29 protein-coding genes and 1 tRNA gene are annotated in these 26,508 nt (G+C 64.3%); 9 read left to right on the top strand and 21 right to left on the bottom strand.

Annotated features, from left to right (window positions below; translation table 11 throughout):
- Nucleotides 1-252 precede the first annotated feature (252 nt).
- From BLS91_RS16635 to BLS91_RS16605, 8 genes are all read right to left on the bottom strand, one after another.
- Nucleotides 253-663 carry an ester cyclase gene (locus tag BLS91_RS16635; protein ID WP_092341875.1) on the bottom strand — a complete coding sequence of 137 codons (411 nt, stop codon included), beginning with the start codon at nucleotides 661-663 and terminating at the stop codon, nucleotides 253-255.
- A 474-nt stretch (nucleotides 664-1,137) separates the two neighbouring features.
- Nucleotides 1,138-1,986: an alpha/beta fold hydrolase gene (locus tag BLS91_RS16630; protein ID WP_092341874.1), complete on the bottom strand. Its 849-nt coding sequence runs from the start codon at nucleotides 1,984-1,986 to the stop codon at nucleotides 1,138-1,140.
- Nucleotides 1,987-2,164: 178 nt separating this feature from the next.
- Entirely contained in the window at nucleotides 2,165-2,596 is a 432-nt protein-coding gene (locus tag BLS91_RS16625) for a hypothetical protein (RefSeq protein WP_134505253.1), read from the bottom strand.
- Between the two features lie 125 nt (nucleotides 2,597-2,721).
- The gene (locus BLS91_RS19740) at nucleotides 2,722-2,943 is read right to left on the bottom strand and encodes a hypothetical protein (protein WP_134505254.1); all 222 of its coding nucleotides are present in this window, start codon (nucleotides 2,941-2,943) and stop codon (nucleotides 2,722-2,724) included.
- A gap of 446 nt (nucleotides 2,944-3,389) precedes the next feature.
- Entirely contained in the window at nucleotides 3,390-3,773 is a 384-nt protein-coding gene (locus BLS91_RS16620; RefSeq protein WP_092341872.1) for a hypothetical protein, read from the bottom strand.
- A gap of 60 nt (nucleotides 3,774-3,833) precedes the next feature.
- Complete coding sequence (locus BLS91_RS16615) at nucleotides 3,834-4,196, bottom strand: single-stranded DNA-binding protein (protein ID WP_092341871.1); 363 nt, start codon at nucleotides 4,194-4,196, stop codon at nucleotides 3,834-3,836.
- Between the two features lie 436 nt (nucleotides 4,197-4,632).
- On the bottom strand, nucleotides 4,633-5,013 hold the full coding sequence (locus tag BLS91_RS16610; RefSeq protein WP_134505255.1) for a hypothetical protein: 381 nt from the start codon (nucleotides 5,011-5,013) through the stop codon (nucleotides 4,633-4,635).
- A 211-nt stretch (nucleotides 5,014-5,224) separates the two neighbouring features.
- Nucleotides 5,225-5,434, bottom strand: a complete 210-nt coding sequence (locus tag BLS91_RS16605) for a helix-turn-helix transcriptional regulator (RefSeq protein ID WP_092341869.1) — start codon at nucleotides 5,432-5,434, stop codon at nucleotides 5,225-5,227.
- Between the two features lie 269 nt (nucleotides 5,435-5,703).
- On the opposite strand from BLS91_RS16605, the gene BLS91_RS16600 reads away from it, so the two are divergent.
- Nucleotides 5,704-6,138, top strand: coding sequence for a hypothetical protein (locus BLS91_RS16600; RefSeq protein WP_159433883.1), 435 nt, complete (start codon nucleotides 5,704-5,706; stop codon nucleotides 6,136-6,138).
- A gap of 77 nt (nucleotides 6,139-6,215) precedes the next feature.
- A complete protein-coding gene (locus tag BLS91_RS16595; RefSeq protein ID WP_092341867.1) occupies nucleotides 6,216-7,313 on the top strand; it encodes a site-specific integrase in 1,098 nt (365 codons plus the stop codon).
- 226 nt (nucleotides 7,314-7,539) lie between these two features.
- Here the strand turns inward: BLS91_RS16595 and BLS91_RS16590 are convergent.
- The 5 genes from BLS91_RS16590 to BLS91_RS16570 all read right to left on the bottom strand — a co-directional run bounded on the left by BLS91_RS16590 (nucleotide 7,540) and on the right by BLS91_RS16570 (nucleotide 10,752).
- Nucleotides 7,540-7,614 (bottom strand) — tRNA-Arg (locus BLS91_RS16590).
- Between the two features lie 83 nt (nucleotides 7,615-7,697).
- On the bottom strand, nucleotides 7,698-8,090 hold the full coding sequence (locus BLS91_RS16585; protein WP_092341866.1) for a VOC family protein: 393 nt from the start codon (nucleotides 8,088-8,090) through the stop codon (nucleotides 7,698-7,700).
- 10 nt (nucleotides 8,091-8,100) lie between these two features.
- Nucleotides 8,101-8,598: an HNH endonuclease gene (locus BLS91_RS16580; protein ID WP_092341865.1), complete on the bottom strand. Its 498-nt coding sequence runs from the start codon at nucleotides 8,596-8,598 to the stop codon at nucleotides 8,101-8,103.
- 346 nt (nucleotides 8,599-8,944) lie between these two features.
- Nucleotides 8,945-9,697, bottom strand: coding sequence for a C40 family peptidase (locus tag BLS91_RS16575; RefSeq protein ID WP_241983105.1), 753 nt, complete (start codon nucleotides 9,695-9,697; stop codon nucleotides 8,945-8,947).
- Nucleotides 9,698-10,032: 335 nt separating this feature from the next.
- Complete coding sequence (locus BLS91_RS16570) at nucleotides 10,033-10,752, bottom strand: iron-dependent transcriptional repressor DtxR (RefSeq protein WP_092341864.1); 720 nt, start codon at nucleotides 10,750-10,752, stop codon at nucleotides 10,033-10,035.
- Between the two features lie 131 nt (nucleotides 10,753-10,883).
- Between BLS91_RS16570 and serC the strand changes: the two genes are divergently transcribed.
- A complete protein-coding gene (serC, locus tag BLS91_RS16565; protein ID WP_092341863.1) occupies nucleotides 10,884-12,002 on the top strand; it encodes a phosphoserine transaminase in 1,119 nt (372 codons plus the stop codon).
- A gap of 172 nt (nucleotides 12,003-12,174) precedes the next feature.
- On the opposite strand, the gene BLS91_RS16555 is transcribed toward serC, so the two are convergent.
- Nucleotides 12,175-12,870: a DUF3027 domain-containing protein gene (locus BLS91_RS16555; RefSeq protein WP_092341861.1), complete on the bottom strand. Its 696-nt coding sequence runs from the start codon at nucleotides 12,868-12,870 to the stop codon at nucleotides 12,175-12,177.
- Nucleotides 12,863-13,243, bottom strand: coding sequence for a cold-shock protein (locus tag BLS91_RS16550; protein WP_092112494.1), 381 nt, complete (start codon nucleotides 13,241-13,243; stop codon nucleotides 12,863-12,865). The genes BLS91_RS16555 and BLS91_RS16550 overlap by 8 nt, the downstream gene beginning before the upstream one ends.
- Nucleotides 13,244-13,336: 93 nt before the next feature.
- Here BLS91_RS16550 and BLS91_RS16545 point away from each other — a divergent pair, with 93 nt between their 5' ends.
- From BLS91_RS16545 to BLS91_RS16535, 3 genes are all read left to right on the top strand, one after another.
- A complete protein-coding gene (locus tag BLS91_RS16545) occupies nucleotides 13,337-13,612 on the top strand; it encodes a hypothetical protein (RefSeq protein WP_134505257.1) in 276 nt (91 codons plus the stop codon).
- Complete coding sequence (locus BLS91_RS16540) at nucleotides 13,612-15,504, top strand: helicase-associated domain-containing protein (RefSeq protein ID WP_092341859.1); 1,893 nt, start codon at nucleotides 13,612-13,614, stop codon at nucleotides 15,502-15,504. Before BLS91_RS16545 ends, BLS91_RS16540 begins: the two co-directional genes overlap by 1 nt.
- 112 nt (nucleotides 15,505-15,616) lie before the next feature.
- Nucleotides 15,617-17,269, top strand: a complete 1,653-nt coding sequence (locus BLS91_RS16535) for a DNA repair helicase XPB (protein WP_092341858.1) — start codon at nucleotides 15,617-15,619, stop codon at nucleotides 17,267-17,269.
- Nucleotides 17,270-17,564: 295 nt separating this feature from the next.
- Here the strand turns inward: BLS91_RS16535 and BLS91_RS16530 are convergent, their stop codons facing one another.
- Both BLS91_RS16530 and folP read right to left on the bottom strand, forming a co-directional pair.
- Entirely contained in the window at nucleotides 17,565-18,239 is a 675-nt protein-coding gene (locus BLS91_RS16530; RefSeq protein WP_244288019.1) for a pyrimidine reductase family protein, read from the bottom strand.
- A gap of 119 nt (nucleotides 18,240-18,358) precedes the next feature.
- A complete protein-coding gene (gene folP, locus BLS91_RS16525; RefSeq protein WP_092341856.1) occupies nucleotides 18,359-19,273 on the bottom strand; it encodes a dihydropteroate synthase in 915 nt (304 codons plus the stop codon).
- 142 nt (nucleotides 19,274-19,415) lie between these two features.
- Between folP and BLS91_RS16520 the strand changes: the two genes are divergently transcribed.
- The 3 genes from BLS91_RS16520 (at nucleotide 19,416) to BLS91_RS16510 (ending at nucleotide 22,303) form a co-directional block, all read left to right on the top strand.
- Complete coding sequence (locus BLS91_RS16520; protein ID WP_092112483.1) at nucleotides 19,416-20,108, top strand: response regulator transcription factor; 693 nt, start codon at nucleotides 19,416-19,418, stop codon at nucleotides 20,106-20,108.
- Nucleotides 20,109-20,154: 46 nt separating this feature from the next.
- The gene (locus BLS91_RS16515; RefSeq protein WP_092341855.1) at nucleotides 20,155-21,888 is read left to right on the top strand and encodes a sensor histidine kinase; all 1,734 of its coding nucleotides are present in this window, start codon (nucleotides 20,155-20,157) and stop codon (nucleotides 21,886-21,888) included.
- A gap of 124 nt (nucleotides 21,889-22,012) precedes the next feature.
- The gene (locus BLS91_RS16510) at nucleotides 22,013-22,303 is read left to right on the top strand and encodes a WXG100 family type VII secretion target (RefSeq protein ID WP_092341854.1); all 291 of its coding nucleotides are present in this window, start codon (nucleotides 22,013-22,015) and stop codon (nucleotides 22,301-22,303) included.
- A 33-nt stretch (nucleotides 22,304-22,336) separates the two neighbouring features.
- Here the strand turns inward: BLS91_RS16510 and BLS91_RS16505 are convergent, their stop codons facing one another.
- From BLS91_RS16505 to BLS91_RS16490, 4 genes are all read right to left on the bottom strand, one after another.
- Nucleotides 22,337-23,737 (bottom strand): ABC transporter permease, encoded by a 1,401-nt coding sequence (locus BLS91_RS16505; RefSeq protein WP_092341853.1) that lies wholly within the window; start codon nucleotides 23,735-23,737, stop codon nucleotides 22,337-22,339.
- On the bottom strand, nucleotides 23,734-24,495 hold the full coding sequence (locus BLS91_RS16500; RefSeq protein WP_092341852.1) for an ABC transporter ATP-binding protein: 762 nt from the start codon (nucleotides 24,493-24,495) through the stop codon (nucleotides 23,734-23,736). Before BLS91_RS16500 ends, BLS91_RS16505 begins: the two co-directional genes overlap by 4 nt.
- Nucleotides 24,496-24,575: 80 nt before the next feature.
- Entirely contained in the window at nucleotides 24,576-25,244 is a 669-nt protein-coding gene (locus BLS91_RS16495) for a response regulator (RefSeq protein WP_092341851.1), read from the bottom strand.
- Complete coding sequence (locus BLS91_RS16490; protein ID WP_092341850.1) at nucleotides 25,241-26,503, bottom strand: sensor histidine kinase; 1,263 nt, start codon at nucleotides 26,501-26,503, stop codon at nucleotides 25,241-25,243. The genes BLS91_RS16495 and BLS91_RS16490 overlap by 4 nt, the downstream gene beginning before the upstream one ends.
- Nucleotides 26,504-26,508: the final 5 nt, after the last annotated feature.

Here is a 26,508-nt window from a genome sequence, read left to right as displayed (position 1 = left end):
AACCGCTCGCTCACGAACCTCATCTGGGTAATTTCTTGGGCATAACCGAATCCTTTCACTAGAAAGAAAGCGGCAAGAAATCAGGGACGGTTCACTTTGACGGATGGCCGCGCTGCCAGGGGTGCATCAGCTACACCCCTGCCTGCCTGCCTGCCTGCCACGTGCGATCACGGCCGTCTCACGTCGTAAGTCATATTCGAGTGTGCGCCTTCGGCCCTACTTCTTCTGCTTGGAAACGCCAGTTATTGCCGGTTACGGTGCCAGGCCAAGTTGTTCGAGCATGCCCTGTTCGTCGCTGCTGCCCCACCGCTCGACAAGTTTCCCGTTCTCAAACCGGCTAATTTGCATCCCGCGAACAGATATCGTTTTCCCGCTAGCGGCGTGGCCCTTCAAAGGACCTTGGTGGGTGCCTGTGAGGGTGTAAGCGAATGCGACGTCGGTATCGTTTGCGACGAGGCGCTCGACGGCGATGTGCAAATCTGGAAAAGCAGCAATCATCTCGCCGAAGAACGCTTTGTAGCCTGCCGGCCCCGGGCCTTGGCCAGGGGCCGGGTCGTTATCGACCGCGTCTACGGCCACGAGATCATCGAGAAGATCAAGTTGCCCGCTGTTGACGGCGTCACCAAACTTCTGCTGGGCAGCAATATTTGCTTCTTGACTCATGTGTTTACTCTCTTCCTAGGATTTACATGGATGGGATTGTGAGGGCCACGAGGTGACCATACCGCCGTTGACGTTCAACGTCTCGCCGATGACACTGCGTACTCTAGTAATCCAGCCTTGTGGCGAAATTCTTGGTCCCCTGCGGTCCTGCGTAGTCGACGCGGTCAAGAGCAAGGACAGGCGCGTATGCCTCGAGGACGCAGTGTTGCTAATCGTGGAACCCGGTACGGGAGAACGGATGTGATGACCCAGAACATGGCAACACGTTGGCTATGAACCGGCGAGGTTGACGACGCCCTGACGGGGCGACCAACACCTGCCTCGATTGTTTCCGTACAGGGCAACAAGTCGACGTCAGGATTCTGCCCAAAAAGGGCCTCAGTGCCTGCGTGCTCACGCACCGCCACGACCTATCGAAGGGGAGCCTGCACTGCCGGCTCTTCACCGCGTCGGCTCGGTCCCTGTTCGGTTCCGCTACTTCGCGAGGAAGGCGAGTACGTGCCGGTTCCACTCGTCCTTATGTGAGACGGTGAGACCGTGAGGGGCACCTTCGATCAGCACGAGTTCGCTGCCGGAAATGGCCTCGTGAGTGCGCTTGCCACTGACTTCGAAAGGCACGATGGTGTCGGAGTCACCGTGCATCACCAGGGTCGGCACGGTGATTTTCATCAAGTCAGCGCGGAAGTCCGTCGTGGCGAATGCGGTCGTGCTGTCGAGCGTTCCCTTCGGCGACGCCATCTCGGCGATATCAAGGTTGTAAGCAATCTGCTCCGAGCTGACCTTCGGTTTGTTCACCAGCGACGGCTTGCCAGCGGTGAAAAACATCTGCACAAATTCGTGCAGGAACGCCGGCCGGTCCCCGGTCAACCCGTCGTGAAACCACTGGGCCAGTCCGGCGTCCACGCCGCCATCGGGGTTGTCATCTGATTTCCACAGGTACGGTGGCACTGCGCTGGCGAAGACGAGCTTCGCGACGCGGTCGGTGCCGTACGTGCCCACGTAACGGGCAACCTCACCGCCACCCATCGAGAATCCGATCAGGGTAACGTCCCGGAGGTCCAGAGTGTCGACAACAGCCTTCAAATCGGCAGCGAACGTGTCATAGTCGTACCCATTCCACGGCTGCGACGACTGGCCGAACCCGCGACGATCGTACGTAATCACCCGGTAGCCAGCATCGACCAGCGCAGGCACCTGACCCTCCCAGGACCTGCTACTCAGCGGCCAACCATGAATCAAGACGACGGGCTTACCGGCACCGACATCTTCATAGTGCAGTTCCACGTCGGGATCGTTCTGACCGGGGACGGTGATGAAAGGCATGTTCTCTCCTCGTAATCGTAGATGGTTCGCTAGAGGTAACTGAGATTGCAAACTCCAGACAACCGAGGTTCGCTGAAAGAACGCTGAAATGATGGTCGCTGAGAAAAATGATCTCGCGATCGACCCGCCTGACGGCAATTGAGGGGTGTCAGTCGTCGCAGGTTTCGCAGGGCATGACTCAGCCCACGCACAGCCGCTGCTTCTGCGAGCATAAAATTCGCGCTTCCACACGAATCGTCAGCACCAGCTCAGGGCTGTTCGGTTTGCGATCCCGCTGCCACGTGAACCCCTGCGCCAGATAGCGGGCCGACACCGTCGCGACCGCTACCTCGTGCCGCGTCGTCTGCCGAAACAGATTCGGCGCCGGCTTCCCAATCGCCAGATACGTGGCCCACACTATCGACCCGTCCCGATACGCAACCCGGCCTCGGTCGAGCAATCCAGTCCCGATCATCCGCGCGGCCCACTGCTGCGCCCGGCGCAACGACACCGGTTCACCAGCACCCGACATGGCGCCCAACGCCCACCGCACGGCGTCCATATCCGCGAGCCGAACGACGTCTAACCATGCCAGAAGTGCCTCGTCGCGCTCTGTCACCTGCACCATCACTCAGCCTCCGAACTGACACCGTTTCAGCTTTCCACCACGATCCTGCACCCAGCCACCGACACATCCCGGGATGCCACACCGCACATCATCGATTTCTCCCTCGTCGGCGTCATCGCGTCTACTCGTCACTTTTTCTTACCCGATTGCCTTCTATTTTTCTGCCGTCGGTGCCCACATTTTCGGCCCGCCTTCGTTGTCTTTTCCTGTTCCCTTTTTTCACCTTTTCTCACTTCTTCTCTGTCTTTTGCTCTTGTTCTCCCTCTTTTTTTCTTTTCAGTTTTTTTCTTTTTTGTTTTTTGTACTTCTGTTTTTTTCTTCCACCTTTTTCTTCTCTTTCCCTGTCCCACCACCACCCCTTTACTTCCCAACCTCCTACACACTGAGGAACGATGGGTGTGGGAGGTTGGGAAGCGAGCGCAGCGAGGGGGCGGCGGTGGGACAGGGAAAGAGACCCCGCACATATTCGTTTACCTATTCGCTGCCGGTGAATAGGTAAACGAATACCCACGCAGGCTTGTGGCGCCCTCCGTGTGTCCAAATTGGAGACGGACGACGTGGTATCTGCGACCGATCTTTGGCCCCTCTACTGCTCAACTAGCAGCCGCCCGCACTGAACCTGCTCCGCCGGGCGAAGCCGAAATGGGCCCGGATATCGATGGCATCCCCTGACGTTGCACCCGCGGAAGCGTCGACGCGAGCGGCCAAATCTTGTCGGCTCTATGTCGTTTCAGCCGTCGAGACGTGGGCAACTCGATGTGCGACCACGGGCCGTTCCGTCGCCGGAGTCAGCTCGTTACGACGAGCGCGGGAATCGTTCCACGCTGTCGAACCAGCGAACGACGCTGTTGGCGTTGTGGGATTGCATGAGGGCATCTTCGACGATGCCGGCGAATTGGGCGGCATCGCGAAGGCCGAGTTCAGCCCGAGCGACTCCGGGCACGCAGCCGGCGCCGCAGCCGTCTTCGCCGTTGTACTCGACGCCGTCTACAACGTTGCTGTGCCAGTTTGCGAGCTGGTCGTACACCTGGCCGAGGGAGCGTTGGGTGGCGGTCAGACATTTGAGCAGCAGGTACGAGTCGTAGGGCCGGTCGATCGCCCGAGTCGCGTGCGCCAGGCTGCGTGCGATGTCGGCCAGCTCGTTCGCCCGGCTTATCAGCTCGCTGTCGTGGTCGTTCATGGTGGTGGTCCCTTCATGAGGTATCCAGGGTGGGCCGCGCGTGCGGCCCACCCTGGATGGCTATTCGGCGTCAGGCTTGGAGTTGCGCCGCACGGTTGCGACGGCACGGTTGAGGTCGGGGCCGATGTTGTCGGCGTCGATGACGCGGCCGTATTGGCGTGCTTGGTCGTCGCCCCAGCTGTCGGTGTGTTCGCGGCCGACGACGATGACGGGGTCGCCCTTGTGCAGGGTGGCGGCGACGTTCTGGCCGAGTTCGAACTTGGCTTCCACGAAGTGGGTGGTTGTGGCGTCGTGGGCGAGCCATTTGCCGCCGCGGTACTCGCCGGTGTTTTCGATGACGCGCAGCTTGGTGATTTGGATGCTGCCGGCAGTGACGACTTCGGGGTCGGGAGCCAGGTTGCCAATGGTGGTGCGTGTGGTCATGAGTGTTTCTCCTTCGATGAGTGCTGCGTTGACGTGCGGTGGGTGTCGTTGGCCTTGGGTTCTTCGACCAACTGTTTCTGGTGCCTTCCGGCGAGAGAGATCAATAGCGAGCGTGAGCGGCGATAGTGCCCTGAATCTCAGGCGAATTGAGGGAGCGTGCGACCGCCTCTGAGATTCCGGGAACGGTAGGCGCGCAGCGAACTACGATGACCTGCCGGACAGGTCACAAATTGTGTTTTACGTGGTGTCACATCGAGCCGATTTCGGCTGCGATCGAAGGCTCGTTGCACGGCGTTTTGGGCGAGTTATCCACAGGCGTTTTTCGTGCGCGCGTACTGTTAATGTTTTGTTTGTCCTGTTAGTACTGTTAGGGGGGCCGATCAGCGGCCCCCTATAGGGCCAGATCTGGCCCCCTATCGGTACGCTAAACGGCCCCCTACGGGGGCCACTCACCGGCCCCCAAACCTCCGTGCCGCAACATCGGAATGACGTTGGTTTCATACCGGCGGTGACCGCCCGGTTTCGTGCTGTCGACGAGCAGATTGAACTCGGCATTGTGGCCACGGTGGCCAGCGCTGACTCGCTCGATTGCGCCGCTCGCGACCAGTTCGGCAATCGCCCGCTTGACCGAGTGGTGTGCCGACTCTGATCCGTTGTCCGGAGCCATATAGCCCAGGGCGATCGCCGAAGATTCTCGGGACGCGAAGTACCGCCGCGGCGGTTGATTGCCGGGGTTGTCGGTATCGTCCCAGCTTTCCAGCGCCATGTGCAGCAGCAGCCGCGTCGCCGCGTGCCCCAGACCCAGGCGTGCAGCCACAAGAACGGCACCCTTGGCCGCATAGAGGCCCACAGTGCTCTCACCCACCAGGTCGGGTGCGAGGCGTTGCGCGATGGCAGAATTTTAGTATTCTGGTTATAGATCAGATCCTTTGCGGGTGTTCGATCCTTGCCCCGGGGTGCAACCCGGGGCTTTTTCTTTGGCCTGCCGCGGGCCGACAATTTCGTCGTCCGCAACAGCAGATGTGGGCTCACCGCGCCACGAGCGCGCGTTCGCCCGTCTGCGTCTGCGCACTGGCCTCGACCCATGCGATCACTTCGGACCGCTTGTACAGGACCTTCTTGGGCGTCGGCTTGTAGAAGCGCGGCCCCCGGCCCAGGTAGCGCAGGTGGGCCAGCCCGCCGACGGTCAGTCCGGTGAGTTCGGCGACGACGACGGGGAGGATGAATTCTTCGGTCATGATTACGTTCCTTTGATGACACGAAACACTCGTTGTCTCGTGTTGCGATCACAATAAAACGCTTTTTACTGTTTGACAAGGACCGATACCTGTACGGTGTCGGCATGACAGGTTTTGTGAGGCAATCCGGAATTGGCGAGCGGATCCAAGCCATCCGGAAACGGCACGGCATCCGCTCTGCCAAGGACCTGGCCGACTTAATGCCAGGTGGCAACGTCACGGAGGCGATCCTGCAAAACCTGGAGGCCGGCCGAAAACAGGACCTTTCAGTGAGCCAACTCCTGAACATCTCCCATGCACTTCGAGTACCACCCGTCTTTCTGCTGGCACCAATTGGGCGTCCGCACGACCAACTGGACCTGGTCAACCTCAGCGACACGTTTGCGGGAATGACCGTCGCCGAATTCGATGCCTGGATCTCCGGGGAGACAGATGGTGCCTACCGGTGGAGAAACCTCACCGAGCGCACTGAGCGCTCCCAACTCGAGGCTATGCGCGAGCTCATCGCGAGCCTACGGGAGCGTCGCCGCCTCACCATCATCGTGGCCATTGAGGCAGAGCTCACCCCCGCCAGCGAGGTCACCACCGAACCAGCGCTCTGGGACACCACCCAGGAACAACTTGCCGAGGCGAACCAGCGCATTCAACAACTCACCACCTACCTGGCCGATACGGGTTGGGACCTCGAAGGATGGGCCAAGTAGCCACATCATTTCGATCTCAGTGGGTGCGAGGACAGTCAGCTTATAATCACGATCACTGACGATTCCGAGGTGAGGTCATGGGAACGATTTCGGCGTATGAGACAGCCTCAGGCAAGCGATATCGCGCACGCTACCGCAAGCCCGATCACAGCCAGACGGACAAACGAGGGTTCAAGACCAAACGCTCCGCCGAGCTGTTCCTCGCGTCCACCGAGGTGCGCAAGGCCACCGGCGAGTACATCGACGCCCAAGCCGCCAAAGTCACGATCAGTACCTTCGGCGCAGAGTGGCTTCGTGCCCAAACCCATCTGAAAGCCAGCTCGTACAACGTCGTCGAGACCGCCTGGCGCGTACACGTTCAGCCCGTGTGGGGGCCGCGGCAGCTCGGTGAAATACGGCACACTGACGTGCAATCATGGGTGAGCGAACTCTCGGCAAAGAAAAGTCCCACCGTCGTGCTGCGCGCATACGGCATTCTCGCAGCCATGATCGACGTCGCCGTACGCGACCGCCGATTACCGTCCAACCCGGCCCGAGGCGTGAACCTCCCACGCAAGGTCGGCAAACAGCGGCACTACCTCACTCACGCGCAGGTGCAGATTCTGGCCGATGAATCCCGCCGCAACGCAACGCTGGTGCTGCTGCTCGCCTACACCGGCCTGCGCTGGGGCGAAGCGGTCGGACTGCACGCGAACAGCCTCGACCTCGCGCGACGGCGCGTGCTCGTGCAAACGAACGCCGTGCGGGTGGGCGGCCATATCGTGATCGGCTCCCCCAAAGGCTACGAGATGCGCAGCGTGCCTTTTCCTGCCTTTCTCGACGGGCCGTTGGCAGATCAGATCGCGGGAAAACAGCGAAATCAACTCGTGTTCGGCGATGGCAACATTTACTTGGCCACGCCGACTCACGGTGACGGCTGGTTCGCGGGAGCCCGAAAACGCGCGCGCCTGACCGATTCGTCCATTCCTGTCGGGCTGACGCTGCATGATTTACGGCATACCGCAGCATCCCTGGCGATCTCGGCCGGCGCAAACGTGAAAGCGGTACAGCGCATGCTGGGACACGCCTCAGCGGCGATGACCCTGGACACCTATGCCGACCTGTTTGACGATGACCTTGACGCCGTGGCGATCGCGCTTGATATTGCAAAGATTAGGTCGGACGCGCTGCCGTAACGATTCACGCCGTCGGGGCCGGTTGTCGATCTCGAGGAGCCGCCTCAAAAACCCCTGGCAGGGTGTCCTCGTTGCACGTTGAAATGCCAGTTTTGAGCCGTTTCACCGACTTCAGATCACACCGAAATTTTTTGAAGTGCGGGCAAAATGTGGGCAAACGGCCATTCCTGAGAAGTACGAAAACCCTACAGCCCAGTGTTTACATGGGATGCAGGGCCTCAAAGCATGGTGCCCCTGGAGGGATTCGAACCCCCGGCCATTTCCTTAGGACGGAATTGCTCTTCCACTGAGCTACAGAGGCGGTTCGGCAAGTTTAGCCGGTCACGCCGGTCCGCCCGCTCGATGGCGGGTCGCGGCACACGAACGCCTGCAGGCTTGGGTCAGCTAGCTGGCCATGTGCACAATCTGAATGAGGTTGCCACACGTGTCGTCGAGAACCGCGGTGGTCACCGGCCCCATGACCGTGGGCTCCTGGGTGAAGCGCACGCCGAGGCCTCGCAGTCGCTCATACTCCGCCGGAACGTCATCGACAGCGAACTGGGTGAACGGAGTACCGTCGGCGACCAGGGCGTCCTTGAACGGCTTCGCGGCCGGGTGGCCGCTCGGCTCCAGCAACAGTTCGGTACCCTCAGGGTTCTCCGGGGACACCACGGTCAGCCAGCGGTCCTTACCGCCCAGCGGAACGTCGTTCTTTTTCACGAAGTCCAGCACCTCGGTGTAGAACCGCAGCGCCTTCACCTGTTCGTCGACGAACACGCTCGTAATGTTGATTCGCATGACCAAAAGCCTACGCGGCGGGCGCCAGGTAGGCATCCCATTCCTCCTCGGGCCGCTCGACTCCGCGCACGATCCAGGTCGTGCCCTGCGGCATCCGTGGGGTGAAGCGCAGCTCCCAGCCCATCTCGGCCGGGGTGTGGTCGCTCTTGAGGTTGTTGCAGCGCAGACAGCAGGCCGCGAGGTTGTCCCAGGTGTCGCGGCCACCGCGCGACCGCGGCAGCACGTGGTCGATTGTGGCCGCCGACTTGCCGCAGTAGCAGCAACGGTGCTCGTCGCGGCGCAACACCCCGCGGCGACTCACCGGCACCAGGCGTGACATGGGGATGCGCACGTACCGGGTGAGCAGAATAACGCTCGGGCGATCCCACGAGCCCGAGGCCGCGAAAACAGGGTGGTTTTGATCCGACTGCACGATCGTGGCCTTCTGGTTCATTACCAGAATGAGCGCTCGTTTGAACGAGACAACGGCGAGGGGCTCATAGCCCGCATTGAGTACCAGTGTGCGCATGCGCTCCCTTTCGAAGGAGGCTGGACGGCTTCCAGCCATTCGAACTACATCCGATGCGGAAAGAACAGGAGCGTGGCAAAGCGAAAAGGAGTACAAAAAAAGGCGCCGTCACAATGACAACGCCTTCTGGCTGCTCACGCAGCTCTTCTCGCTCTGACAACTATGCCGAAAGCACTCGCGACCGCGCACGTCCATGGTGTGGATAGTGCGTCGCTCATGCATTGGCTCTCCTTACGGCCCTACAAACTACATCAGGGCACTAGGTTAACCCACAAATGGCGCAACAGGTGAACCTGTGTGCGCCATTTGTGTGAGCTGTTACCTAGTGTTCACGCGAGGAGGCGAACTAGATGCCGATCCGCACGATGTAATAGTCGCTGGTCCAGATCGGCTGGATCCGCACGGACTGGCCGGTGTACGGCGCGTGCAGAATGTTTCCGTTGCCCGCGTAGAAGCCGTCGTGGCCGTCCATGATCACGAGGTCGCCGGGCACGGCGTCTTCGATCGAGATCTTGGTACCGGCCGCTCCCTGGCCCACTGAGGAGTGCGGCAAGCTGATGCCGAACTGCGCGTAGACGTACATAATGAAGCCGGAGCAGTCGAAGCCGGCCGGGGTGGCGCCACCGTAAACATACGGTGTGCCCTGATACTGCGAGGCAACATTGAAAACGGATGCGAGATCAAAATTCGGGTAGGTCGGGTTGGCCAGGAAGTCGGCAACACTCGGGCCAGAATAGCTCGCGGCGTAGGAGGTCATCTGCGCGGCAACCTCGACACGGCGGGTTTCCGCGGCCGCGGCGGCGGCAGCAGCAGCAAGTTCTTCGGGAGTGGTGGCGGTGAATCCCTCGCGAGCCACGCTCACGGTGGCGGCCTGCGCATCGACTTCAACAGCCTGCGCCTGAGCCTTGGACATCTCCGTGGACTCGGTGGCCTTGAAAGAGGCGTCCTTCGAACCGGGAACAAAGGCATACGCCGGGAGAGCCATGGTGGCAACGAGGCCGGTGGCCAGGGTCATGACGACGATGTTGGCGATACCGCCACGGCGCTTCTTCGGGGTCGCGCGCGGCAGTGCTCGGTGGGAGTGTGCCGACGATTCCACTTTTTCCAGGGAATCGGATGTTCGGCTCAGCCCACGTTGGGACCTTCTCGTTCCTAATGCAGCCAAAGTTTTAACCTCCGGCGCCTCGACAACACTAGGTCGTTGTCCCGTCCACTTCGCTAATCGCGGGTGTGTTCGTAAATCAAGAGACGGGGTAAGCAGGCGTCTTGACTAGAGTCCTTCGACCTTTCATGGTCTGTGGGACATCCCCGAGGCTACAAGAACTGCGCCCATTTGTCACCCTGAAGTGACACTTTTCTAACGGATTGGTAACGGACCGGCTAACAGGTCGAGACGACTGGCTCGATTCATTGCACTGCGAACCCGGCGCAATGTCAGTGAGCGACCGGGCTGTAGCCGATCGGCGTGGTCACGAAAATGTGCCCGGCGACCTCGTTGGGCAGCTCTAATCCAGCACCAAAACCCTCGACCTGTACTAGAACGTACGATCCGGCGGCCGAAAACGCCCCGGTCGCACCGGGCATCACACCGCTCTGCTTGAGCTGCAGCAGCAACTCCGGGTCGAACTGCACGGGTTCACCGAGACGACGGATGACCGCGGTCACCGGCACGGTCGAATTCCCCACCACCGACAGCACGCTGGTCACCCCCGCCATGAAGGCAACGGCCGCGGACTCACCGAACTCGTCGAGGCCCGGAATCGGGTTCCCGTAGGGGGACTCGGTCGGGTGACCGAGCAACTCCAAAATCTTGCGTTCTACCTGCTCGCTCATCACGTGTTCCCAGCGGCAGGCTTCGTCGTGCACGAACTCCCACTCGAGTCCGATCACGTCGCTGAGCAGCCGTTCGGCCAGGCGATGCTTGCGCATCACGTGCACCGCCTTGCTGCGGCCGGCCGGGGTGAGTTCCAGGTGTCGATCCCCAGACACGATGACGAGGCCGTCTCGTTCCATCCGCGCGACGGTCTGCGAGACGGTCGGGCCGGAGTGACCGAGGCGTTCGGAGATGCGCGCCCGCAGGGGCACGATCTGCTCTTCCTCCAGGTCGAGGATCGTGCGGAGATACATTTCGGTGGTGTCGATCAGATCGCTCATCCGCAGCCCTTCATTCGGCTCGTGCGTGCACCGTTCATAGGTAAGTGAATGGTGCTCCGTTGGCGGCCCCGGCCGGGCCCGCACAGCGTCACAAGCCTACCCGCCCGCAGCTGGGCAACTAGAATCGCCGTATGGCCGACCTACTGATACCCACCGATCTGCTCCCCCTCGACGGACGATTCGGCTGCGGCCCATCGAAAATCCGGCGCGAACAGCTCGATCACCTGCTGGGATTCGGCACCGGAGTGCTCGGCACATCGCACCGCCAGGCCCCCGTGAAAGACCTCGTCGGTCGCGTGCGCGCCGGCCTGGGCGAACTGTTTCGCATTCCCGACGGCTACGAAGTTGTGCTTGGCAACGGCGGCTCGACCGCATTCTGGGATGCCGCCGCCTTCTCCCTCATTGAAACCCGCGCGCAGAACCTGGTCTTCGGCGAATTCGGCGGCAAGTTCGCCAAGGCGGCCGCTGCCCCCTGGCTCGAAGCCCCCGACGTGATTAAAGCCGACACCGGTTCACGCAGCGACTTCGTGGTGCGCGACGGCATCGACGTCTACGCCTGGCCCCAGAACGAAACCTCGACCGGCGTCATGGCCCCGGTCACCCGGGTCGACGGCGATGCCGGCGCCCTCACCGTCATCGACGCCACAAGCGCCGCGGCCGGCATCGACTTCGACGCGAGCCAAGCGGATGTCTACTACTTCGCCCCGCAGAAAAACCTCGCCTCCGACGGTGGCCTGTGGATCGCCCTGTTCTCCCCCGCCGCGCTCGAGCGCGTCGAACGCATTGCGGCGAGCGGCCGGTACATCCCCGAGTTCCTCAGCCTCAAGAACGCCGTGGACAACTCGCGCCTGAACCAGACGCTGAACACGCCGGCCCTCAGCACCCTGCTGCTGATGGAAAACCAGATCGACTGGATCAACCAGAGCGGCGGACTGACGTGGGCTTCGGCGCGAACGCAGGCATCGTCATCCGTTCTGTATGACTGGGCAGCCGGCGTCGACTACGCGACCCCGTTCGTGACCGAACCGACGCACCGCTCGCAGGTTGTCGTCACGATCGACTTCGACGACGCCATCGACGCCTCAGCCATCAGTAAGACGCTGCGCGCCAACGGCATCGTCGACACCGAGCCGTACCGCAAGCTCGGCCGCAACCAGCTGCGCATCGCGACCTTCACGGCGATCGACCCGGAGGACGTCAAAAAGCTCGTGGCGTCCATCGAGCACGTCGTCGGACACCTCGGCAACTAGCGAACGTAAGGATCGGGTCATGCGTCTCTGGTTGAAAGACAGCGAGCGTCGGCCCGATCCGCTGCCCGCGCGAACGGATGCCCGCAAAGCCCTGTTCGTCGGCACCATCGTCTGGCTGGTCGCTCTCGGCGCCGCCCTCATCGTTGAGGTCACGGCGCCGGCAGCGTCAGACTTAGGGGCGGCGAGCGCGACGACCGCGGGTTGGTGGCTGTGGTGCACTGTGATCGGCGTCGGCCTCGGCCTCTTCGGTCTCGCCTGGGTGCAGTTCCGCCGCCGCTAGCGCCTCGTCGAAGTCGATGCCGTCGAGCGCGTCGAGCGAGTCATCCGCGTCGTCGTCGCCCGACTCTGCGTCGTCGTCCGCGTCGTCATCTGAATCGTCATCCGACTCGTCGTCGTCATCATCATCGTCATCGTCTGACTCGTCGTCGTCGGTGTCGTCAGCATCCGCTTCACTGTCGTCGCCACCGTCGTCGACGAGGCGATCCGACCACGGCACCCACTCGGGTGCGAGCAGCGAGTCATCGCCGGGTGTGAGCTCGGTTTCGAGCACCTTCGGCTCGGAGTTCTCGTCGACCCGCGCGAGGCTGACGGTCCAGCGCCAGCCCGGGTAGCCGGTCATTAGGCAGTCGAACAGCAGCGACACCACGAGGTCGCCCTCGTCGATGTGGCCGATGACCTCGCCGATGGTGTCGTCGGTCGTGATCTCCAGCAGCGCCGCGCGGGCCAGCTCGACGGCCGCGAGCAGGGTGGCGTCGGTCGGCCGGGTGGGCTCGGCCTCGGTCGGCTCGGCCGCGGTGAGCTCGGCCGCGGTGAGCTCGACCGCGGTGGGCTCGACCGCGGTGGGCTCAGCGTCTGTCAGCTCAGGCATCCAGTTCCTCGGCAACCTTGCGCAGCATCGCCGCGATCTTCTTGCTGTGGCTCGACTCGGGGTAGCGTCCACGCTTGAGGTTGGTGCCGATACCGTCGAGCAGCTTCACGAGGTCTTCCACAATGATGGCCATATCGTCGGCTGGCTTGCGGTTGAACTTGCTCAGGCTCGGCGGCGCCTCGATCACTCGTACCGAGAGCGCCTGGGCGCCGCGTTTGCCGTCGGCGATGCCGAATTCGAGCTTCGCGCCGGCCTTGACGGTTACGCCGGAGGGCAGGGCGGAAGCGTGGAGAAAGACTTCTTGACCGTCATCGGATGTGATGAAGCCAAAGCCTTTCTCCTCGTCGTAAAACTTGACCTTGCCGGTGGGCATCTGAACCTCACTGAGTTTTGGGCGCACAGAAGTGCGCGGGGTGTGAACCAAGCATATTCGGTTGTGGCACCGGCGTGCCCGTATCCTTAGCAGGTGACCAATCAAACTCCACACCCCGTTAGCCGGCTTGAGCGCGTTCTCGCTTACATGGTGGCGAGCGTGGTGGGGCTGTCGATTCTGGCGTTCGTCATGGTGATCATCGCAACGGCGATGGGCGTCGGCGCCAATGACGGATTCAGCCGTGGTATCTGGCCACCAATCTTCATCCTTCCGCTCTACGGACTGCCCTTCGGCTTCGTGCTCATCATCGCGCTCATGATCTCTGTGGGAGTTCGCCGCAGCCGCGAAGCTCGACGAGACCGCGAGTAATGCTCGGCCTCGCATCGAGACTTCGGGTCCTGCCCGATGCCGAGCTGCGGCGCGTTATCGGGGTGCGCGGCATTTCTGCGAGCGGCATCCATGACTTCTTCGATCTGGCCGAGGCCCTGCTTGACCCGGGCAATGTGCAACTGGCCTTGAGCCACCTCGACCGTTCGACGATCGCTGTTCTGGCGGTAGCCGGGCAGCTCACGAGCAACAATTCCGTTCCCACCCTCCAAGCGGTGACGAACCGGTTGCGCGAATTGGGGTCGACCGAGGTCACGCTGACCGAGGTAACCAGTCGGGTCGACACCCTGCACGCCCAGCTCCTCGCCGATCACGCCGACGGATGCTGCATTCCTTACGACGCCGTGTCGGCTCACCTGGCGCGCTGGCCGGCCCAGGGCCTGCCGGGTGCCGCCGACCTCGCTGTCGCTCTGCCCCCGGCATCCCTCACCGCTGTCCCCGAAACCGAGGTCGCGTTCATCGACCAGCTGGCCGCCGAACGCGCCTTCGCGGTCGTGTCATCGATCGCCGAGCTGGTCAACGAGCTCAGCCGCGAGCCTGCCCGGCAGCTCAGCCGGGGCGGGCTAGGCCTGCCCGACACCAAGCGACTGTCCGCCGTGATGTCCGTCGACGTCGATCTGGTGGCCCCGATCCTGGCCCTGGCATCGCGGGCCGACCTGCTCGCCCGCTCCGACGGTTATTGGATGGAGACCGAGGCGGGCGAAGGCTGGCTGCTCGAACGCACGACCGCGCGCTGGGCGGCGCTGGCCGCGGCCTGGCAGTCGGCGCTCCCGCCGATCGTGGCCGATATCCTGCCGCGTCAGGCCGGGCTGCTCTGGGGAGACGGCCTCACCACGTTCATCGCCTGGCTGTACCCGGCCGGCGGCGAGTGGATGCTCGCACAGCTCACCGAGTTCGCCCGCGACGCCGAGTTGCTCGGTATCACCGCCCACGACACCACCAGCACGGCCGGCGCGAGCGTACTGCGCGGCGACCTCGAGGCGGCCGTGGACACCATAGCGATCGCGCTCCCGACCGAGGTCGGCGCGGTGTATCTGCAGCACGACCTCTCGATCGTCGCGCCCGGACCGCTCGCACCGTCCATCGACTCCCGCCTGCGCGGGATGGCCGACGTGGAGAGCCGCGAGCTGGCGTCGAGCTATCGCATCACCGCGGCATCCGTCAATCGCGCCTTGGCCGCGGGCGAGAACGCCGACTCGCTGCTCGCTTTTCTCGCGTCGATCTCGCTCACCGGCATTCCGCAGCCGGTCGATTACCTCATCAAGGAGTCGGCTTCGCGGTACGGTCGGGTGCGAGTGGGAAGTCTCACCGGCGCACCGAACGCCCCGGTCGCTCCGGTAGGCGATGAGACCGTTTTTCTGAGCTACGTCTGCTCAGCGGATGCCGCGCTGCTCGGCACGATCGCCGTCGACCAAACTCTGGCGCCACTCGCTCTCGTGCGCGCCGGCGACAGCGAACACTTGCTCAGCCGCTTCGCCGGTGACGCAGTGTTCTGGGCACTCAGTGATGCGCGCTATCCGGTCGCCGCCGAGGACGACCTCGGTGAGATCGTGCACCTGCGCCGCCACCAGATCGCCCACGTCACGCTGACGCCGACGGTTGATACCGCCCGCAACCTGGTCGAGAAGCTACGACTCGGCGCCGAAAGTGGTATTTCGGTAGCGGATGCCTGGCTCACCCGCCAGCTCGACACCGCCATCAAGGCCAAGCAGACCATCCTGGTGAGCATTGCGATGCCCGGCGGCGCTGTGGTGGACTACCTGCTCGAACCGGCCAGCGTCAGCAACGGACGCTTTCGGGCCCGGGACCGCCGTGCCGATATCGAGCGCACCCTACCGCTCAAGAGCATCCTCAGCATCACACCGGCGCCCTGACCGGCCTGCGCGCGGGCATCCGCTGGACGCGACCGACGACCGGACGAGAGTGAGAGCGCAATGACCAGCCCCTGGACAGGACCGCGCACTGACGAGAGTAGGATTGGGCGCTATGTCTGATGGCCCCCTGATTGTCCAAAGTGACCGCACGGTGTTGCTCGAAGTCGCCCACCCTCTTGCCGAGGATGCTCGTCACGACCTCGCCGTTTTCGCCGAGCTGGAACGCGCGCCCGAACACATCCACACCTACCGCATCACGCGGCTCGGCCTGTGGAATGCCCGTGCGGCCGGGCACGATGCGTCGGATATGCTCGCAACGCTCGAGAAATATTCCAAATTCGCCATACCGCAAACGGTCAGCGTGGACATCACCGAGACCGTCGGGCGTTACGGCCGGCTCGTCATCGAGCGCGATTCCGAGGGCGCCCTCGTGCTGCACAGCAGCGACCAGGCCGTGCTCACCGAAATCGCCGGAGCCAAGCGAATCGCGCCACTGTTGATCGGGCATCCGTCACCGGAGACATACCTGGTGGAGGCGTGGGCACGCGGACAGCTCAAGCAGGAGCTGGTCAAACTCGGCTGGCCGGCCGAAGACCTCGCCGGGTACACGCCCGGAACTCCGCACGACATCGCCCTGTTGGAAGACGGCTGGGCGCTGCGCGACTACCAGAACAAGGCCGTCGCGAGCTTCTTCGACGGCGGTAGCGGCGTGGTCGTGCTGCCCTGTGGCGCGGGCAAGACCCTCGTCGGAGCCGGAGCCATGGCGACCGCGAAGACGAACACGCTCATTTTGGTGACCAACACGGTTTCCGCGCGCCAGTGGCGGGACGAGTTACTCAAGCGCACCACCCTGACCGCAGAGGAGATCGGCGAGTATTCCGGCCAGGTGAAAGAGGTCAAGCCGGTCACCATTGCGACCTATCAAATTCTCACCGCGAAGCGCAAGGGCGAGTACGCGCACCTTGAACTGCTCGACGCGATGGACTGGGGCCTCGTGATCTACGACGAGGTGCACCTGCTGCCCGCGCCCGTGTTCAAGCTCACCGCTGAGCTGCAGGCGCGTCGCCGCCTCGGCCTCACCGCCACGCTCGTGCGGGAGGATGGCCGGGAGGGCGACGTGTTCAGCCTGATCGGCCCGAAGCGCTTCGACGCCCCGTGGAAAGAGATCGAGGCCCAGGGCTTCATCTCCCCGGCCAACTGCTACGAGGTGCGCATCGACCTGCCGCAGTCCGAGCGGCTCAGCTACGCCGCTGCCGCCGACGACGAGCGCTATCGCCTGGCCGCGACCGCACCGGCCAAGCTCGGCGTGGTGCAGGCGCTGATCGCGAAGCACGAAGGCGAACGCATCCTCGTGATCGGCCAATACCTCGACCAGATCGACGAACTCGCCGAGGTCTTGAACGCCCCGCAGCTCACCGGCGCCACGCCGATCGACGAACGCGAGCGGCTGTACCAAGCGTTCCGGGTGGGCGAGGTGAAGGTGCTCGTCGTCTCGAAAGTCGCGAATTTCTCGGTCGACCTCCCCGAAGCGACCGTGGCCATCCAGGTGTCGGGCTCGTTCGGCTCCCGCCAGGAGGAAGCCCAGCGCCTCGGCCGGCTGCTGCGACCCAAGGAGTCCGGCTTGTCGGCGAACTTCTACACGCTGGTCGCCCGCGACACGGTCGACCAGGATTTTGCGCAGAATCGCCAGCGTTTTCTGGCCGAACAGGGCTACAGCTACACGATCCTCGACGCCCAGAGCCTCACGGCCCCCCTCGCTGTCTGACCCGCGGGCAGTTTTGTCCAGCGGCCTCGCCGACCCGTGAGTTTCCTGCTCCGACCCGCCCCCAAACTCACGGCTCGGTGAGCGGCCCGCCCCCAACTCACCTCTCGCCGAGCGGCTCACCCCCCACCAGCCCCGCGCACACCCGCGTCCCCGGTGGCTGTGGACGGGGCCCAGGCCCCGTCCACAGGCCCAGTTTATAAACTGGGCCCAGGGTTATAAGGTGGGCCCAGCCAGTGCGGCCCGGCGCAGGCCGCCCACCAGCACGCGATCAGCCCGCGCGCTCAGCCGCCCCCGCTCAGCCGGCGGGGCGCAGGTAGCGCAAAAAGAGCATGTCGCCGGCGCGCAGCACGTGCAGCAGTTCCATGGCTCGGGTCGCCGCGGCCTCCCCGACCGCGATACGCCCGGCGGAACCTCCGACGAGGACCGGGGCGAGGCTCAGGCAGAGCTCGTCGACCTGGTCCGCCGCGACCAGATCGCCGAACAGGTGCGGACCGCCCTCGCACAGAATCTGCGGCAGGCCCCGCGCCGCGAGCTCCGCCACCAACCGGCGTGGGTCAATCGCCTCGTCGCCGCAGATGACGACGTCGGCCACTGCGGCGAGCGCGGCCCGGCGGTCGGCCGGTGCGGCAGCATGGGTCAGCACGATCGGCCGGGTCGCCGCATCAACGAAAACCGGATGCCCCGGCTCAAGATCCAGCCGCCCCGACACAATCGCAACGGGGGGCTGGGAGGCCAGGCCCGCTTGCACGCGCCAGGCCGCGTCATCCTCTGACAGGAGAATGCCGCCGTAGCCCTCGGCCCGCACGGTTCCGGCGCCGACCAGAATCACGTCGGTGAGCAGCCGCATGGTGTCGAAGACCAGCTTGTCGTCGGCGTTATTCAGGCCACCGCTGAGGCCGTCAACCGTGGCGGCGCCATCGAGGCTCGCGATAAAATTCACGCGCACCCACGGCACCGAGCGGTCAGCCACCCGGTAACGCTCGATCAATTCGGCCCGTGGCGGCAGTTCGGCGCGTACGGAAGACTCAGAGCTCGGAGGTAGTTCGGCCCGCACCGACGACTCAGCCCGCGAGGGCACTTCGGCACCCATCAGGCGAGGTTGTGACGCTCGTAGGCAGGCTCGCGAAACCCGAGGATGGCCTCGGTCATGCGCACGGCGTCGACGGCGGCCCGCACGTTGTGCATGCGCACGATGCGGGCGCCCTGCAGAATGCAAACCGTCATGGCGGCCAGCGACCCCTCGACCCGTTCGCCGCGCTCACGGTCAAGGCTCTCCCCCACGAAATCCTTGTTCGACACGGCCACCAGGGTGGGCAGGCCGAGGCCGGCGATCTCACCGAGCCGACGGGTCAGTTCGAGCGAGTGCCGGGTGGTCTTGTTGAGGTCATGGCCAGGGTCGATGATGAGGCGTTCGGGCGGCACCCCGCGCCCGACCGCACGGTCGACCCTGGCGAGCAGAAACGCGCTCACCTCGGCCACGACATCGTCGTAGTGCGGCGCCGGGTACGGCATTCGCGGCGCCGCGAGGCTGTGCGTGATCACCAGGGTGGCATCGCTGTTTGCAACGACATCGGCCATCGCGGGGTCATGCACCCCGGTCGTGTCGTTGATCACGTGCGCGCCGGCGGCGATGCTCGCGGCGGCCACGGCGGGGTGAAAGGTGTCGACCGAGATGACGACCCCGGAACCGCGCAGGGCCTCGACCACCGGAACCACCCGGTCGATCTCCTGCTCGATCGGCACGGCCGGCCCGGGCGCGAACTTCGCACCGCCGATATCGATCCAGTCGGCCCCGTCGGCAATAGCCTGACGGGCCGCCAGAACGGATGCGTCGAGAGCGAACGTTGCGCCCTGGTCATAGAACGAGTCCGGCGTGCGATTGATGATGGCCATCACGGCCACCTCACGATCGAAGTCGAAGGTGCGGCCGCCGATCAGCCGGCGCGGGGCATCCAGTTGTGGCAGCGTCAAGGCCGGGGCCGAACTGATTCCGGTGCGGGTCATATCGGTCCTCAGGTTGAAACACGTCGATCGTTCCTCCCATCATGTCGGTAATTCGTGCCGCACGACGGATCACCGCCCGCCGATCCCACCACTCACCGTCCACTCTCAGCAAAGCTCCAGCTAACGCGCAGATACTAGTGGCATGACTGACGGCCCCCGCATCCTTATCGTCGATGACGAACCCAATATCCGCGATCTCCTCACCACCAGCCTCCGTTTCGCCGGCTTCGCCGTGCGCGCCGTTGGCAATGGTGCACAGGCCATCTCCGCCGTGCTCGAGGAGGAACCCGACCTCATCATTCTCGACGTCATGCTCCCCGACATGAACGGCTTCGGGGTCACCAAGCGCCTGCGTTCGGCCGGCTACACCGCACCGATCCTCTTCCTCACGGCAAAAGACGACACCGAGGACAAGATCACCGGACTAACGGTCGGCGGCGATGACTACGTGACCAAGCCGTTCAGCCTCGACGAGATCGTCGCGCGCATCAAGGCCATTCTGCGCCGCACCATGCACGCCGACGAGGATGCCGTGATCCGCGCCGGCGAGCTCACCATGGACCAGGACACCCACGAGGTTCTCGTGGGCACCGAGGCCATCGAGCTGAGCCCGACCGAGTTCAAGCTGCTGCGCTACCTCATGCTGAACCCCAACCGGGTGCTGTCAAAGGCGCAGATCCTCGACCACGTCTGGGAGTACGACTTCAATGGTGACGCCGGAATCGTGGAGAGCTACATCTCCTACCTGCGCCGCAAGGTCGACGTGCACTCGAGCGAACCGCTCATCCAGACCAAGCGTGGCTTCGGCTACATGCTCAAGGCTGCCAAGGCATGATCCATGGGGCTTAGGCACAGCGAGCTTTCGTAGACTAAATTCACTTATGCACGAAACCCTGTCCAGGCGGTGGAGCAGCATCTCCCTCCGTTCCAAGATCACCGGTGTCACGGTGCTGATGCTCACGCTCGGCCTGCTCGTTTCGGGCATCGGCACCATGGCCATGCTCAAGCAGTATGTGGTGACCCAGGTCGACACGCAGCTGCAGGTCGACACGCAGACCGCGCTCAGCGGCTACTCGTCGAGCGTGTTCTCGCAGGGTGACACCGAGGGCGTCGCGTCGGACTACTTCGTGGCACTGTATGACCAGGACGGCGCCCTGATCACCCGCACCTGGCAGGAACGCGACCACGCTGAGCTGCCTGTGGTGGGTATGCCGCTCGACCTGAAGCGGGTGTCGCAGCTCGACGGGCAGATTCAGACACTCTGGGACGCTGCCCACGACACCGAGTTTCACGCCATCATGGTGCCCGTGGTGATCAGCCCCACCGGCACCTACGGCACCCTCGTCATGGCCGTTTCGCTGCGGCCGACCGAGAACACCATGGCCACCTATCTCACGATCTTTCTGGGCTTCGGCGCCGGGGTCGTGTTGATTGGTGCCATGCTCACCCGGGTGCTCGTCACGACCACCTTCGTGCCGTTGCGTGAGGCGGAACAGACCGCCGCGGCCATCGCCGACGGCGACTTCAGCCAGCGGCTCGGCGGGGCCACCCCAAACACCGAGGTCGGTCGCCTCAACCGCTCGCTCAACATCATGCTCAGCCGCATCGACCGCGCCTTCAAAGACCGAGCCCGCACCATCGACCAGATGCGCCGCTTCGTCGGCGATGCCAGCCACGAGCTGCGCACCCCTCTCGTCTCGGTGCGCGGTTACGCCGAGCTGTACCGCATGGGCGCGCTGCAAACCCCCGAAGATGTTGCTCAGGCCATGGAACGCATCGAGAAAGAGGCCATTCGCATGGGCGGCCTGGTCGAGGACCTGCTCGAACTCGCTCGCCTCGACGAGACCAAGCCGCTCGCGCTGACCCCGGTCGACCTCGTTCCCCTGGCCCGTGACGCCGCCCTCGATGCCATGGCGAGCTCCCCGGGCCGCCAGGTCACCGTACTCACTCCCCCGGCTGTTGTCGGGCCGCTCGATGGCGATCTCGACGGGCACGTTGACGGCGACTCCGGCGAAATTGTGCCGTTCGAAAACGACTCGTCGGAGAGCGTCACCACCGGCGCCATCACCCGGCCGTCCGGAACCGGCACGCCGACCGGAGCCATCGCCTTCGCCGGCGCCACCCTGGCCCGGCTGCGCACCCGCAAACCGCGTCGAGGAACCGTCGTTCTGCCCGAGGCTGACCTGACTGTACTGCCGGTGGAGCCGCAACTGCCGCCGATCGTCATGGCCGAAGAGAACAAGATTCGGCAAGTCATCACCAACCTGATGGGCAATGCGATGCGCTTCACCGCCTCGGACAGCCCGATCGAGCTCGAGGTGATGGTCGACTCGCACGCCCAGCGAGCTTCCATCGCCGTGATCGACCACGGCGAGGGAATTCCGCCGCAGATTCGGGAGAAGATCTTCCAGCGATTCTGGCGCGCCGACTCGTCTCGCGCTCGCGAAACCGGCGGCAGCGGCCTCGGACTCGCCATCGTCGCCGCGATCGTCGCGAGCCATAACGGCACCGTCGATGTCGTCGACACTCCCGGCGGCGGCGCCACCTTCCGTATCTCGCTGCCCCTCGCCGGAACGCCGAGCGCCCCGCAGCACGCCCAGCCCGTCATCCCGTAGGGGCTCCTCCCCAGGGTACGGGTGGCGACATCCGCTCACAGATCCGGGCCTGACAAGCGGATGCTGCCGCTCCTCTTCTACTCTCACAGTCACCAACCACTGTTATGTAGGAGAAGGGCACACCATGACGAGCTTTCAGGTCGACAGCGATGCGGTGCAGAGCACCGCGAGCACCGCCCGCGGCACCATCGCGCGAGTGCAGGCCGATGTGGGCGATCTCAACGCTCAGCTGACCAGTCTCGAAGGGTTCTGGACCGGCCAGGCCTCCGCCGCCTTTCAGAGCGCCTTCGCCGAGTGGCGCGGCATGCACCAGCAGCTGGAGGAAAGCCTGACCGTGCTCAACCAGGCGCTGAGCGTGGCCGGGCAGCAGTACGCCGAGACCGAGCAGGCCAACACCCGACTGTTCGCACGATGAGGCGAACGCCTGCACCTGCTCGGCCAGCTACGCCTACTCGGTCGCGAGGGCCACGACCGGGGTGATGCGGGTTGCCCGGCGGGAGGGCACCAGCGACGCCACCGCGGTGAGGGCAACCGCCGCGACAACGATAACCGCGAGCAGCACGAGCGGCACCGTCGGCACCACGATGCCCGGTGAGCCCTGGATACCGCCGATGAGCGACTGCGCCCCGGCCCAGCCGTAGAACGTACCGAGCACAAGGCCGACGACCACCGCCGCGGCGCTGAGTTGCGCGCTCTCGATGAGAATCATGCGGCGGATCTGACGCGCTGTGAACCCTAGCGCGCGCAGCAGGCCCAGTTCCCGGGTGCGCTGCAGCACGTTGAGGGAGAAGTTGTTCACCATTCCGACGGCAGCGATCAGGGCGCTGAACCCCATCAGTACCGAGAACACTGTCACCGTAATGGCCAGCAGCGGGTCGACGCCCGCGTAGACCCCGGGCATTGACTCTTGAGCCGCCTCGATGAGGCTTTGGTAGCTCGCCACCGTCACGGCGAACGTCGTGATCAGGGTGACTCCGATGACGAGCCCAATCGTGGTGCGAGCGCTCCGCTCGGGGTAGCGCACCGCGTTCTCGCGAGCGAGGCGGGCCGTGGCGCTGGTTCCGAACGCCCGGCCGATGAGGCGCAGGGCGCGCGGCATGATGACAGAGGCTCCCAGCACAACGCCGGTAAACGAAAATATTCCGCCGACGAGTCCGATGAGCACGCCGAGCGGATCCACGAGGCCGACCAGCACGCCCGCAACCAGAATCAGGTCGCCGATGACAAACACAGCGAGGGCAACCCTGTTGCGAACTCGCCGGGCGGTCTGCTCGCTGAATGATGACTCACCGGCCGCACCGAGGGCATCCATCGGCGAGACTGACAGTACGCGCCGCGATCCTGCCCACGAGGCCGCGGTCGTGGTGAGGGCGACGGCCAGGACCGGCAGCAGCATCGTGGCCGTGAGGTAACTGTAGTTCCCGGCTGGGAGCGCGCCGGACCGCACCCCGGCATAGACGACGAGGAGGGAAAACAGCACGCCAGCGATTCCCCCCATCAAGGCCCCGACCACCCCGACGGTGAGCCCTTCCCGGGCGACGGCGAGGCGCTGCCTGGCTGCGCTCGAGCCGATGAGCCGCAGCAGGGCAATCGTACGCACCCGACCGGCGATGATGGTAGCAAAGGTGTTCGCCGTGACCAAGGCGCCCACGTAGAGGGCGATGACGACGAACACGACGGCGATGAACGAGAGGATGAAGGTGAGTGTGGCGCTGTCAACGCCGGAATCGCGGATGACCTGGGTGAGAACACCGGTGATGGAGATCAGGCTGACGCCGAACGCCGTCGACAGGCCTGCCACCAGGATGCTCGGTGCGTGTTCGCGCACTGTGTGCACGGTGAGATTCATGAGAGGGCTTCCATGCCGAGCATGATCGAGCTGATCTGTTCGGGGGTGGAACGACCACGATCGTCGACCACGCGGCCGTCGTTCAAAACGATGATGCGATCGGCGTAGCTGGCAGCGACCGGATCGTGCGTCACCATGGCGATGCTCTGCCCGTACTCTCGGCTCGCGGTTTGAAGGAGGGTGAGCACTTCCCGCGAGGTGCGGGAATCGAGGTTGCCGGTCGGCTCATCTGCGAACACCAGGTCCGGCCGCGTCGCCAGAGCGCGAGCGATCGCCACGCGCTGCTGCTGGCCGCCCGACAGTTCGTGCGGGCGGTGCCGCAGTCGATCGCTGAGCCCGAGCACCGCCACGAGCCGGTCGATCCACGCCCGTTCGTCGATCGAGGGCGCTCGTCCGTCGAGTTCGAAGGGCAACAGAATATTTCCGCTGATGTCGAGCGTGGGCACCAGGTTGAAGGATTGAAAGATGAAGCCGACCCGCCGCCGCCGCAGAACGGTCAGGCTCGAATCATCGAGGCGGGAGATATCGCTGTCGCCGAGCCACACCGATCCGCTGCTCGCGGTGTCGAGGCCGGCCATGATGTGCATCAGGGTTGATTTGCCCGACCCGCTCGGGCCCATGATGGCCGTGAACTCGCCACGGCGAATTCCGACGCTCACGTCGGTGAGGGCATTCACCCGAGTGTTCGTGGCCCCGTAATACTTATGCAGCTGGGTCACCCGGGCGACGAGGCCGAGGTCAGTCGTTGTAGTTTTCATGTCTTCCAGTCTGGAGAACCGCCCCAATCCGCGCGTCCGGCCCCAGGATGGTGCTGCTACATCGCAGGGATGACTGGGAGTTAGGCGATGAGCGAGTTTTCGTAGGCGTAGACCACCAGTTGCACGCGATCGCGCAGTTCAAGCTTGGCCAGGGTTCGACTGATATGTGTCTTCACTGTCGCCTCACTGAGAAACTCCGTCGCCGCGATTTCGGCGTTGCTGAGCCCCCGGGCCGCGAGCGCGAAGATCTCCTGCTCGCGCGGGGTGAGCCGGGTGTAGGCGACCGGCGGGGCCGGCGGCATCCGTTTCTGGTCGAAGTGCTCGAACAGCTCGATGATCTGCGCGGCGGCGATGACAGACGAGCCCGCGTGCACGGTGCGGATTGCGGCGAGCAGAAACTCCGGATCGGCGTCTTTCAGCACGAAACCGCTCGCGCCCCCACGAATCGCGCGCGCTGCGGCTTCGTCGAGGTCGAAGGTGGTTAGCACGATGATGCGGGGGCCACCCCCACCGGCCGCTCTCGACGCGTTCACGATGTGAGAGGTGGCTTCGATGCCGTCCATGACCGGCATGCGTATGTCCATGAGCACCACGTCGGGGCTGGCCGACTCGACCAGGCGGATGCCGTCGGCCCCGTTTGCAGCTTCGCCCACGCACTCGAGGTCAACCTGCGACGAGATCAGCAGTCGGAGTCCGGCACGGAACAGTGCCTGGTCGTCGACGAGGGCAACGCGAATCGGAGTGGTCATGCGGGCATCGCCCCTCTGGTGTGCGGAAGCGACGCTGTCAGCGTCGGCAGTGTCAAGCACACGACGAAACGATCGCCCACCTCGCCGGCCTCGAAGGAGCCTCCGGCCAGAACCGCGCGCTCGCGCATGCCGTCGAGGCCGTGCCCGTGCGGCGCGGCACCGACCGGCCGTGACCCCCGCAGCCCGCTGTCCACGGTGAGGATGACGGCATGTGCCTCCCAGCTGAAGCCGATGCGGACGCCTATTGCGGAGTCGCCGTGACGAAGCACGTTGGTCAGTGATTCCTGCACGATTCGGTAAATCACGAGCTGTTGCCCCGGTCCGAGCGCAGCAGTCGGCCCGGAAGCGATGCGCTCAATCATGAGGCCCGAAGCGCGCAACTGGTCGATGAGCCGGTCGAGATCGTCGAGGGTAGGCTGTGGTGCGGCCACGACGGACCGGTCTGACCGGTCGCTACCGGGATCGGCATCATCGTTGGCGCGCAACTGGCCCAGCAGTACTCGCACGTCGGCCAGGGCTGACCGGGCCGTGCTTGCTATGGTGCGGAAGGCCTCATTCGCTGCTTCGGGGTCGGCGGCACGCGCGTAGCGTCCGCCGTCGGCCTGAGCGATTACAACGGCGAGGGAATGCGCCACCACATCGTGCATGTCGCGGGCGATGCGGGTTCGCTCCTGCTCCACCGCCACTTCGCGCCGGGCGTCGGCCTGCTCAGCCGCCGCCGAACGGAGAGCAGCCCTGCCGTCCCGCGCGGTTCGCCAGGTAGCCACGAGCAACCCGAGAACCCAGCTCAGCCCGAACAACGCCGCGGCAGAGACGAAACCGATCACCCCTGGGGCTCCAGCCTGGAAGGCCTCGCCCGTTCGTATCTGCAGAACGAGACTGGTGAGCCCGTCGAAGCCGCCGGACTGAAGGAATAGCACGTACACGGTCGCGATCAGCGCACCGATGGGCACCGATGCGAGACCGGCCCACCTGACGGTTCGGGAACCGTAGGCAGCCGTGGCAAACAGCACGGGAAGAACGGCCGCGTTCGCGATATCGGGAGGCAACGACGCGGAGAGTTGAACGGCTACGGTGCACCACGCCAGCCCGAGCGCGATACCCGGACTGAGCCGTCTCAGGAACAGGGCACCGGCCATACCGACAGTCATCCAGAACGCCACGGCCCCGTCGTAGCCGAGCACTGTGCGCGCGAGGAGCGCGATCACGGCCATCACGGCATCCACCAGGAGTTGCGGGCGGGAGAGGCTGCGGATCATGACTC

The sequence above is a fragment of the Cryobacterium flavum genome (genome assembly GCF_900103805.1).
In the GTDB taxonomy this organism is placed as follows: Bacteria; Actinomycetota; Actinomycetes; order Actinomycetales; family Microbacteriaceae; genus Cryobacterium; species Cryobacterium flavum.
This window is presented reverse-complemented; position numbering and strand designations above follow the sequence as displayed.